At 51.6% G+C, this 10,616-nt stretch carries 10 protein-coding genes; 1 reads left to right on the top strand and 9 read right to left on the bottom strand.

What is annotated here, in order from left to right:
* Positions 1-7: 7 nt before the first annotated feature.
* From B2067_RS15845 to B2067_RS15880, 8 genes are all read right to left on the bottom strand, one after another.
* Positions 8-331, bottom strand: coding sequence for a hypothetical protein (locus B2067_RS15845; protein WP_301389098.1), 324 nt, complete (start codon positions 329-331; stop codon positions 8-10).
* Complete coding sequence (locus B2067_RS15850; RefSeq protein ID WP_301389099.1) at positions 331-2,181, bottom strand: TIGR03545 family protein; 1,851 nt, start codon at positions 2,179-2,181, stop codon at positions 331-333. Before B2067_RS15850 ends, B2067_RS15845 begins: the two co-directional genes overlap by 1 nt.
* Positions 2,178-2,690, bottom strand: coding sequence for a TIGR03546 family protein (locus tag B2067_RS15855; RefSeq protein WP_297533191.1), 513 nt, complete (start codon positions 2,688-2,690; stop codon positions 2,178-2,180). Before B2067_RS15855 ends, B2067_RS15850 begins: the two co-directional genes overlap by 4 nt.
* Positions 2,691-2,771: 81 nt before the next feature.
* On the bottom strand, positions 2,772-4,748 hold the full coding sequence (locus B2067_RS15860) for a sensor histidine kinase (protein ID WP_301389100.1): 1,977 nt from the start codon (positions 4,746-4,748) through the stop codon (positions 2,772-2,774).
* The gene (locus tag B2067_RS15865; RefSeq protein ID WP_301389101.1) at positions 4,739-5,941 is read right to left on the bottom strand and encodes a transporter substrate-binding protein; all 1,203 of its coding nucleotides are present in this window, start codon (positions 5,939-5,941) and stop codon (positions 4,739-4,741) included. The genes B2067_RS15860 and B2067_RS15865 overlap by 10 nt, the downstream gene beginning before the upstream one ends.
* 190 nt (positions 5,942-6,131) lie before the next feature.
* A complete protein-coding gene (locus B2067_RS15870; protein WP_301389103.1) occupies positions 6,132-6,551 on the bottom strand; it encodes a DUF4124 domain-containing protein in 420 nt (139 codons plus the stop codon).
* Positions 6,552-6,591: 40 nt separating this feature from the next.
* Positions 6,592-8,319 (bottom strand): single-stranded-DNA-specific exonuclease RecJ, encoded by a 1,728-nt coding sequence (recJ, locus tag B2067_RS15875; protein ID WP_301389104.1) that lies wholly within the window; start codon positions 8,317-8,319, stop codon positions 6,592-6,594.
* A 32-nt stretch (positions 8,320-8,351) separates the two neighbouring features.
* Positions 8,352-9,227 (bottom strand): DNA ligase, encoded by an 876-nt coding sequence (locus tag B2067_RS15880; RefSeq protein WP_301389105.1) that lies wholly within the window; start codon positions 9,225-9,227, stop codon positions 8,352-8,354.
* Between the two features lie 114 nt (positions 9,228-9,341).
* Here B2067_RS15880 and folK point away from each other — a divergent pair, with 114 nt between their 5' ends.
* Positions 9,342-9,740, top strand: coding sequence for a 2-amino-4-hydroxy-6-hydroxymethyldihydropteridine diphosphokinase (gene folK, locus B2067_RS15885; protein ID WP_297533195.1), 399 nt, complete (start codon positions 9,342-9,344; stop codon positions 9,738-9,740).
* Here the strand turns inward: folK and B2067_RS15890 are convergent.
* Positions 9,722-10,435: an SDR family oxidoreductase gene (locus tag B2067_RS15890; protein ID WP_297533196.1), complete on the bottom strand. Its 714-nt coding sequence runs from the start codon at positions 10,433-10,435 to the stop codon at positions 9,722-9,724. The genes folK and B2067_RS15890 overlap by 19 nt on opposite strands.
* Between the last annotated feature and the right edge of the window lie 181 nt (positions 10,436-10,616).

Genomic DNA, 10,616 nt, shown 5'->3' on the forward strand with positions numbered 1-10,616 from the left:
CGGATCATCAGGTATTTTCTTCCGAGGTCTGAGTCCCTGGAGGGTTTACATCCAGCAGGTAGTGTCCGTGCACAGATTTGCTGCCCAGGTCGACCACGATGACCATTGCCACACCCTGATACTGGCTGTTGATCAAGACGTGTTCGAATTCGTTACCCATTCGATATACATGGGTCACCTGCCCTTCACGGCAATCAAATATGCCAAAGTGCTCAGCCGGTATCGCCTGAACATAGATCCAGAAATCCGGGGTGGGCGTGCTGTCTTCCACCCGCGCAGGGGAAAAATGTGTGGCTTTAAATTCTTCAGGTGTTAGTAATCGGGTCTGCATCAGAATAGGTTCTTTAGTTTGTCTTTCGCTTGATCTTTCAGTTCCTGCTTCCTTGCTTCCGCCTCTTTCCGCGCTTTTTCTTCGGCAGCTGCTTTTTCAGCTTCGAGTTTTTCGCGGGCTTCACGCTCTTGCTGTGCTTTAAAATCTTCAAGCTCAGTCGAAGCGAGGTCTTTTAAGGCACTGAGTTTATCATCAAGCGAACCTTCCATCGCGGCTAACTGCTGTAATTCCTCAGCATAATCACCTGCATATTCTGACATCTTCTCATTAAGACGATTTTTCAGCTTCTGCTCGAACTCATCTTGCTTGGCCCGGATGCGCTTGCTGATCGCGCTGTTTATCTGGCGATCCAGATCAGAACCGAAAGCAATGTCAGGGTTCTTAAGGGTGCCGGTAACACCCGCATTCACAGTAAAGTTATTAATTCCCTGAAGCGCCGCGTTCAGTTCACGGGCAAACAGGGTCTGGCCTTCACCCGTAAAGTTCGCCTGGGTCACGTTCGCATCGAGATCAGCATCCAGCTCGCCCCGAACCACTTCTGCCGTTGCATCCAGCTGAACACGAGACGAGTCCAGTCTGGCACCAGCAACACCAAGATTAAGAGAAGCCATTTTCCAGTCGCTGATTGCAAGAGTCAGCGTATCTGTTGCGTTGCCCACGGTATGGTTCAGCACCAGGCGACCATCCAGATCCCCAATTTTCTGCAACCCTTCTCCCGTCGCAGTAAATACGGTCGGTCGACCCGTCACTGTTTGCTGGTGCGTAATATCCCTGCCCGAAATGACCAACTGACCACCATCAAATGGGCCTGTCAGTCGCGCAGTGCGGATCATGAAATCAGGCCACGGATCGTCACTCGGAAAGTGTATGAAACGTCCAGCCAGACGCGGTGCTTTTTCATCTTTCTCGCTATCAGCCTCTGCACCGTCGTCTGACTCCAGGTAAGGTTTGACTTTTTCATACCAATACAGAGCCTCACGCGCCCAATTAGCGGCGTCATCACCAAACAGCAACCCTGTAATATTAGAAACGCCAGAACCACTCAGCTGATACTTATCCTTGAGATAGGCAAGGTCTTCAGACGGGGCCTGACGAAGCTCGGTGAGTTTAGCGGACACTTCTGTTTTCGCAGAGCGAACGACGTCTCTGGCATCCCTCACCGCATCGCGGTCCTGTTTAAATTGCTCTTTCAGCTCATCAAGCTGTCGCTTGCGTTCGCGAAAATCCTCGATAGACTCCAGACGTCCAGACGTTATCGCCTGAATCTGCTCTTCATACTGAGCTATAGAGCTGTCGTCCGGCACTTTATCGAAGGCGTCATCGATCAGTTGGCTATTTTCGTTCCAGGCAGCTTTCAGAGCCTCGCCCGCATCAGGCGTGCTTAACGTTTCTTTTGCCAACACCTCATCGACAGAAGGAAGAGCCTCAGAGGCCTTTTCCTTCAGAGAAGGCGATTCATCACCTTCTGATTCCGACTCTGCGACCTCTATTGCACCACTGCTTTCGCGCTCAGTGTGGAACCTCAGGTTAGAAACAGACAGCTCATTACTGATCGCCTTACCGACAATGAGGGGCGCTAATTCAAGGTCAGCGACAGCTTCATCAAACTCCATCAGGTTCATCATAGGAGCACGTGCGTCTGCCACCTGCAGCCCTTCGAGGCGAACACCCAGCGGAGATAGTGTCACATCGGCATCGTCCAGAGTGACTTTGGCACCCGCCAGTTTGGTGCCCGCAAATTCAATACCTGACTTGATCAGAAAAGGCAGCAGGAAAATAAATAGCGCGGCAATCAGCCCGACTACCGCAAGAAAACCAGCCAGACCTGACCAGCGAATCCATTTAGTCATGAGTACTCCGCAAACTTGGTGTAGATAGACCAGAATTTAGTGGCTTTAAGCGCCTGAACAATTTTCAAACGATTAACCCAGTTCAGAACACGCTTACGGTATTGCAGGATAAGAATACGGCTGATCAGAGTCACTGGAACCAGTAGTAAAACTGAAATAACCAGCCCACCCATCGCGACCGTGTTATTAAAGGAAGAAACCCTCATCCAGTCGTTCTGGTAAAACTGTGTCCAGGTATCAGTGAGCGATGGCAGAGTTAACAGGTACTCCCCTACATCAGCTGAGAGAGGGTCGAGGAAATAGCCGATGGCGGAGAACACAACAATGCCGAGCAAAAAGGCACTGAAGTTAATTCTCAGAATGCACGCGATGAGTAATACAACGAGATTAATCAGGGAAAATAGCGGGGTAAACCCCGGGATCATAGCCAGCGCAAAGCCGAAAGCTACCTGTCCTGGAGCTGCCTCCGAATTGAGGGCTTTAAGTAATCTTGCAAGTAACGACAGCATGTCTGCACTCCGTTGGTCGCCAGTCAGGGTATCCACCAAGCCACTATAAAAGCGCAGGAGCGATAAATCCAGACGCAGATCTCAGCGCTCAGGCAAGGCTATCCGAACCCGGGTACCACGACCCTCTTTGCTGACAACACTGAGTGTCCCGGCATGAGCTTCAACGATAGAGTGCGCGACCGACAGTCCCAGACCGATCCCTTCTCCAACCTCACGTGTTGTGTAGAAGGGATCCAGCACCTGACTCACCTGATCCGGTGCCATGCCACATCCAGTGTCCTGAAAATCAATAATCAGCACTGAGTCCTGACGACAGGCTTTAATTCGCAGGCTGCCCTTATCGACACACGCCCTGATGGCATTATCTATTACTGCGGAGAACACTCTCCGCATCTGCTCGGGTTTGACCCGGACTTTGCTGTCCAGTTCAATATCGTAAGTAATCTCTACCTGACGCGTTTGTGATGGCGCCACATCACTGACTACCTGCTCCAGAGTTTCTTTCAGGTCAATGTCTTCCTCTTCCGATTTATCCAGCTCAGAAAAAAGTTTCAGGCTGCTGACAATATGCTGGACCCGTGACAAGCCAAGCTGGGAATCCTGAAGCAGCGCTTTCATATCCTGATGAACAAAGCCAATATCCTCTTCTTTCTCAAACGACTGCAGTTCATCAAGAATACCCTGTCGTTCAGAGGCGTCCTCACTCGCTGATTCGAGATAACGGGAGAAGAGATCGGCTAGCTTTACGTAAGTCGCAGCGTACTCTTTCATAGTTGTCATGTTGGCGGTGACAACACTCATGGGATTATTAATTTCGTGTGCAACACCAGCCGCCAGATGCCCGATTGAGGCCATCTTCTCAGTCTGCACCAGCTGCGCTTGCGTATCTCTCAGAGAGACCGCCATTTCATTGAACTGCTGGGCCAGTTTACCCAGTTCATCTTTTCTGTTCACATCAACAGAGACTTCACGATCGCCCTCCGATATACGTTCGATACTCTGAGTCAGGGTAAACACCGGAGCAGCAAGGTTATGAGACAAGCGCCGTGACAATACGAAGGTAAGAAGCAATACAACCAGAGTAATGCCCCACCCTCCGTACCTTAATTCTCTGACTGACTCTAATACGACATCTTTATCACGGCGCTGCACAAGAACCGACTGCAGTACCGGAACCGAACGTATACTGACCAACCAGTCGCCTTCCCAGAAATCCAGTTCGCCGCTGAAGTCCGTCCCCAACATGGCACCCGATAATCGCTTGCCGAGACCTGAAGTTCGGTCTATGACATCTCCCTTAAACAATGAGCGGTAGCCTACGGATTTTTTTTCGGAATAGAGATTAACAAGTTGCCCGCTGTGGCTGTGTATAGAGAGAAGCCGCTCTAATTCAGCTGGCTCAGGTATCAATATAATGACGCCTAATAATCGATCCCCAACGACGGGAGCTGCAAGAAAAGCGAAGGTATTCTCGTCCGCTTCAGATGAAGAAAAGGCAATGGCGGAGTCCATCTTCCAGAGCGCTTTCTTGTAGGCTGCCTGTATACCGGTTCCTGTGTAGTCTACGTGTTTAATGTCAGCACCGTACGCGTCGCTTTGTACCGCTGAAAACACGACCTCGCCCTGATGGTTAAGTATCAGCAAATCACGTAAACGGTTTTTCTCAGCATATAGAGAAAAATAGGCCCAGTATTTATCCTGCATATCCTGATAGTCCGTGGAATACAGTTCATCCTTATCAAACACGGATGAGAAATCCTTCAATGCCTGATGCAGGTAGGGTGATCGCGAAAAGACTCTGACGGTTTCCAGTGGAGAATTAACAACCAGACTGATGTCGTGATGCAGTCGCTTCGATGCCGCACTCAGATCAGCGAGAGCACGTTTTTCCAGTTGCTTTTCAGCATAGGTAAGGCCGATCAGTACAAGGAAAATAGCGGGAATCAATGCCGTTATCATCATCCAGGTAAGCAACCGGCCACGCATACTTGGGAATTCGTAATTTTTCGCAGAATCGACCAGATTCTTTACAGAGAATTTTTTTGGGGTTACAGCCATGCTTTACCCCCAATGCTCCCTGCCCGGTAGCGTCCGCGATTATTTCTCCAGTAAATAGTAACGTGATGAAGCCAGTCGGATGGCCCTTCACTTCCGGGAAACATTTCGGGGCGAAGTTTAGCGTCCGACATCCATAGCAGCCTTGCCTCACCACGGTTACTTTGACCGATAAAAAGAGTGTGCCATGTACCTTCTTCGTTCACGTCAACAGCGAGTGAGCCGGCCGCGCTCAGAAGGTTTCGGCCACGCAGCGCGTAACTGATCTCTGCCGCGGTCATGCTTCTTTCTCGTAGTAGCGAGATCACCAGATCTGCTGCACCAACAGCCATTGCGTTCAGCGCATCCGGTCGGTTTTCACGTTCAGCGATAAAGCTCTTAAACTCTACATTTGCCTGATTATGCGGATGATCAAAGTAATGGCTTACGAAATAGTAATTATTAGCGACAGGCTGGCGGGTATCTGTACAGAGCGAAAATATACGGATATTGGCCTTAGTAAGTACGCTCGCGAAATCCGGATGATTCAGCCAGTCACAGGCATCGAATAAGAGAACATCAGGCTGATAATCTCTGATTTTTTCTAATATCGACGGCATCTGCTCATAGGTGCCAAGGTACTCCTCTGTCACCATATTAATCCCAGAAACAGGCAACAGGTGCTGACGCAACATGCGCCCTAACATCCGTGAACGGATATCTTCCCCACCGAGATACATAACGGTATCCCCGAGGTGCTGCCGAACCCAGCTCAGGGATGGAAAAAGAAACTGATTGGGAACCGGGCCCAGATGCACTAAAGACGCGCTGTCAAACAGGCCTTCTGACGCTCCGGGATACAAAAATGTGAGATTGCCTGACTCGACCACAGGTAAAACCTGGCGGAGGCAGAATGAGTCTCCGCAACCAATGACCAGGTCGGGGCTGGCTTCATCCGTAATGCGCTTAAATTCCGCCGCCAGCTGATCTGTGGGTACGCTGGCATCAAGATACGAAAATGAGAAGGCTATTCCTAAATCCGACTCGTAAGCGCGGAATCTGGCTTCAATTAATGACAGCATTTTCTGATCACGGGCCGCCATGACACCACTGGTGTTTCCAACCAATGTAATGTGCATGTGGTTACCCGGGGTCATCAGAAAATACAGACCCCCACTGATCAGAATCGCCGCCATAATCAGCAGAGCTGATTTCATCACCACAACCTCAGTCAGACACACTTACATTCTGAGGTTAGCAACCCGTCAGGCGGACAAGCGGGCTGTGAGGTAAAACGTATGAAAAGTCAGGTAAAACAAACGCTTCTGCCGGGCAGTAACAATCTTTAACCGTCGTGCCCTCACTCCTGACACAGACAGTTACACGGCAAAGCCAGTCTGAGGACGCTTAATAGCAAAAAGCCTTTATCCGCTCATTAATGGCATCAATGCGGCGGCGGGCTTTTTTAAGGTCATCGAGGCCAGGCTGAGACCGGTAGCGGCCTTCGCCTGAGCGGTAATCCTGGCGCGCCTGTCGGCATTTTTTCTCTCGTGCCTGCGATTGCCTTGCTGCTCTCTCGCTGGCAAGACGTTGTTTCTTCTTCTCAGCAAGCCTCGATTCGTTGCGGGCCCGTCGAGCGTCAGAGTCATCCTGAATATCAGGAATCACGGCCTCGTACGTGCTGATAGGCGTTAAATCCGCCTGAGTGTGCTCTGTATTTTCAGGCGCACGATCTGAAAAATGCAACTGCCCCTGCGGGTCTCGCCACTGATATATCTCGGCAGTGGCGGGTAAAGCAATCAAACATACGACTAAGCAATACTTCATACCTTCCTCCCTGAAGGTGTGACTTAATAGTTCGGTTGATTCACTCCATGTGAACAACCCTGAGTTGCAGGTTCCGTTCACCACGAAACTCGTTAATGTCGAGCTGATAAACGCAGGTCACCTTTTCCCGCGAGTGGTCTGGCCAGACCGATGAGTCAATTCCGAACCAGATAGCATCAATCGCCTGGTCTGTTCCGTCCGGCTGAAGCACGAGCTTCAGATGATTGCCACCGACCACACGCTGCTGAATCAAGCGAAAACCCCCTGAAAACTGAGGTTCAGGAAATGCCTGCCCCCACGGGCCTCCCAGACGCAGAGCTTCAGCAAGTGTCATATTAAAATCGGCAGCTACAAGCGTGCCATCCGTTTCCAATGTCTGCTGTAAAGCGTCGTCGCTAAGCATAGCTTTGCACACATCATCAAATAGCGAAGCAAAGCGTTCAAAGGTGCCTTCTGTCAGCGTCAGTCCAGCAGCCATAGCATGGCCGCCAAACTTCACGATAATTCCCGGTGCCAACCGGTCCACACGATCCAGCGCATCACGAATATGCAAACCACTGATCGAACGGGCAGAGCCTTTTATTTCGCCGCCCTCTCCACGGGCAAAGGCAATCACCGGGCGATGCAGGCGCTCCTTGATTCGGGACGCCAGAATACCAATCACCCCCTGGTGCCATTCCGGGTGATAAAGGCAAACACCATATCCTTCTGCCGGACTGGTATCCATCCGCTCAAGTAAGGCGAGTGCTTCTCCCTGCATTGCTTGCTCAATCTGTCGACGATCCCGGTTAAAAGCGTCCAGCTCGGTAGCGATGTCCATAGCCCGGTTAAAATCGTCGGTCAGCAGGCATTCTATGCCCAATGACATATCATCAAGCCGCCCGGCTGCATTGATTCTCGGGCCAACAGCAAAGCCAAGATCGGTCGACACCAATTGTCTATGGTCCCGCTTTGCGGTCTGCAGCAAAGCGAGGATGCCTGGCTGGCACTTTCCGGCACGAATACGGCGCAGCCCCTGCTCGACCAGAATACGGTTATTTTTATCAAGAGGCACCACATCAGCCACCGTTGCAAGAGCAACCAGATCAATCAGTGCAGCAAGATTGGGAGACTGGCCCGTCGCTGTCTTATCAAACCAGCCTGACTCGGCTAAGCGCGCCCGCAAGGCTAGCATCAGATAAAAAACAACGGTGCAGCCACAGGCCGCTTTTGATGGGAACTTACAGCCACGCTGATTCGGATTTACAATCGCGAGCGCCTCAGGCAACTCGTCACCGGGCAGGTGATGGTCTGTCACCACGACCGGGATACCTGCTGCGTTTGCCGCTGCCACACCGCTCACCGACGCAATGCCATTATCGACGGTCATAATCAGATCCGGGCGTCGCTCAATTGCTACCTCTACCAGTTCAGGCGACAGGCCATACCCGAAATCAAACCGGTTGGGCACCAGATAATCCAGGTTCTGAGCACCCATCATACTGAGTGCTCTCAAAGCCACCGCCGTACTGGTCGCACCGTCTGCATCAAAATCCCCCACTACAAGCAGGCGTTTCCCTTCAGTGACAACCGGCATAAGGGCAGAGACCGCCTCATCAATACCCAGCATTTCATGGTAAGGAATAAGGCCTGCCAACTGCAGATTCAGATCATCAGGGTTCGCGATGCCGCGACTCTGGTACACACGGGATAACACGGGGTGGAGGTCAGGAAGAGTCTGCTCAGTATCTGCTTGCCGGACTCGAATTTGCGGCACCTGGCGCGACATCAGAATCTCCGATATGAAAGAAAGCGCCCAGTTTACTCGGGCGGGCGAACACGATCAAAACTGGCAAAACGAGGCAAGCCATCAGCCGTAAGGCCGCGAAAGGTAAAACGGACACGAGTGCCAAGTGCCGGCGGTGACTGCCGCTCAGCATCCGAGAAACCGGTACCCAGCAGCATTTCGCGGCCATTTTGCAGGCGCACTCTGAGGGCTCCCATCATGCCCTTCAATCGCCCCTGCCCGGGCTCATAGCCGGTCACAATGGCTTCGGCATCTTCTAATGGCGTTACTTTTAAAAGATCACTACTGCGCCCGGAAAAATAAAAACTATCCCAGCGATGCAGCATTAATCCCTCGCCTCCACGATCCAGTACCGACTGCAACAGGGCATCCAGTTCGCTCTCAGAAGACACTTTTAACTGTTCTACCACCTGAAGATTCTCATCGGCCGTCCCCTGCGAGGGCTCACCAATCAGATCAATCAGCGCCTGATAACGTTCATCGAAGGTCCCGCCCAATTCAGGCAGGTCAAACACCATATACCGGACCTCCTGCCACAGCGGGCTGATATCGCTGTCGTTACGACGAATAAGTCCACTGACTTCAGAAAACCGCCCGTAGCCCAGCCATAATTCGCCATCCATGGGTTCACCCGGCAACTGCGCCAGAAACCAATCTGGCGCGTCGATCACCCGGCCACTGCGGGTAACGAGCGAGATGCCATCCCAAAATGCACGGACGCCATCATACTTCTCACTCACACCGTATAAAGGCAGCGCCTCTGCGCCCTGAAAACGCTTCGCCAACATCAACTGAGGTGGCATCTCATTTCGCTGCGTAGCGGCCCAGACAGGAAGCATGCCGCCAAGTATCAGCAACACCGCAATGAAATATGGCATCCAGCCAGACATATCTATGCCCTTCCATGTTGTTATTATGTTTGCCATATTGATAGCGCGTTTGTACGCGCAGTAAAAGTAGCTGACGCTACAACTACGACATTTTTATTAGGACTCGTGAACTGTATGGCATATTTTCTGTTGGGGCTTGGCAGTAATATTGAACCCAGAGAGCATCTCTCTATGGCAGTCGAAGCTCTTCACCACGTTGGCGACATCGTCGAACAGTCACCTGCAGTCTTTACCGAGCCGGTTGGAGAAACCTTCTCACACACCTTTGGCAACCAGCTCATTATTCTCGAGTGCAACCTGCCAGCCCCCATGCTGAAACAGCGCCTGCAACGGATTGAGGAGCAGCTGGGCCGGGAACCGAAATCACCAGCACGAAAGACACGGGACCGCACCATAGATATTGATATTCTGCAGGAAGCGGACAGCGGTGCTACTGCGCTGAAGCAGACACCACCAGAAGAAAGTTATTACCGTGAAGTCTATGAGACCTGGAATCAGGCAGAAAACGTCTGATCGTAGCGGTTAGCAACGAAGCGGCCGCCATCAACACGGGTAACTGATCCAGTGACCGCCTGCGCTTTAATCAGATAGTCGCAGGCGTCGACGATCGCACCGTAACCCAGCTCTTCGCCAATCAAAGACTGCGACAGCACCCGCTGTCGGTATGCTTCATCGTGCTCTGGTAAGAACTGTACTGGCCCCGGCTGAATGACATTCACCCGCACACGCCCCGCCAGGCGTTGCGCCATGCTCAACGACCAGTTCTGCAAACCGGCCTTCGCGGCGCAATAGACAGAGAAGCGTTGATTCGGAATTTCAGCATAAATATCACTGATACTGATCATGCAGGCGCTGTCAGCCCAGCATTCAGCGATGGCCTCCGTGATCATCACGGGGGCAGTAACGTGAACATTCTGATGTTGCGCGACATGGCTTGCGAGATCAGAGGCAGCGCTGTCCGGGACAAAACAGGAGGCATTGTGAATCACAGCATCGAACGGCCCATGCACTGGCAGCTCCTGACAGAGACGCGCAATGTCTTCGGGGTTGGATAAATCAGCTCGCAGAAGTGCCAGATTGGGGTGCTCTTCAAGCTCGCTGCTGGTATTAAAATGCGCAACAACCGCCCAGCCTTCATTCAAAAAATGCTCTGTTAACGTTTTACCTAAACGACGGGCACCGCCGGTGATAAAGATACGTTTTGCCATGAAAAACCGCCAATCAACACTAAGGCAAACCATGGTAACGCGGAATATCACGGGTGTCAGGGAGAGGAAACGGGAATTTTATAGGGTAAATGATTGTGGGGTCGACATACGCTGTTAACTTCAGGCACAAAAAAACCAGCTCACTGGCTGGCTTAATTGTTGGTTGCGGGGGCCGGATTCG

The sequence above is a fragment of the Thalassolituus sp. UBA2590 genome, from assembly GCF_002339775.1.
GTDB lineage: Bacteria > Pseudomonadota > Gammaproteobacteria > Pseudomonadales > Oceanobacteraceae > Thalassolituus.

Excerpts from the sequence above, each read along its gene's own strand:
- B2067_RS15845 (WP_301389098.1), bottom strand. The coding sequence starts at position 331 with ATGCAGACCCGATTACTAACACCTGAAGAATTTAAAGCCACACATTTT.
- B2067_RS15850 (WP_301389099.1), bottom strand. The coding sequence starts at position 2,181 with ATGACTAAATGGATTCGCTGGTCAGGTCTGGCTGGTTTTCTTGCGGTA.
- B2067_RS15855 (WP_297533191.1), bottom strand. The coding sequence starts at position 2,690 with ATGCTGTCGTTACTTGCAAGATTACTTAAAGCCCTCAATTCGGAGGCA.
- B2067_RS15860 (WP_301389100.1), bottom strand. The coding sequence starts at position 4,748 with ATGGCTGTAACCCCAAAAAAATTCTCTGTAAAGAATCTGGTCGATTCT.
- B2067_RS15865 (WP_301389101.1), bottom strand. The coding sequence starts at position 5,941 with ATGAAATCAGCTCTGCTGATTATGGCGGCGATTCTGATCAGTGGGGGT.
- B2067_RS15870 (WP_301389103.1), bottom strand. The coding sequence starts at position 6,551 with ATGAAGTATTGCTTAGTCGTATGTTTGATTGCTTTACCCGCCACTGCC.
- recJ (WP_301389104.1), bottom strand. The coding sequence starts at position 8,319 with ATGTCGCGCCAGGTGCCGCAAATTCGAGTCCGGCAAGCAGATACTGAG.
- B2067_RS15880 (WP_301389105.1), bottom strand. The coding sequence starts at position 9,227 with ATGTCTGGCTGGATGCCATATTTCATTGCGGTGTTGCTGATACTTGGC.
- folK (WP_297533195.1), top strand. The coding sequence starts at position 9,342 with ATGGCATATTTTCTGTTGGGGCTTGGCAGTAATATTGAACCCAGAGAG.
- B2067_RS15890 (WP_297533196.1), bottom strand. The coding sequence starts at position 10,435 with ATGGCAAAACGTATCTTTATCACCGGCGGTGCCCGTCGTTTAGGTAAA.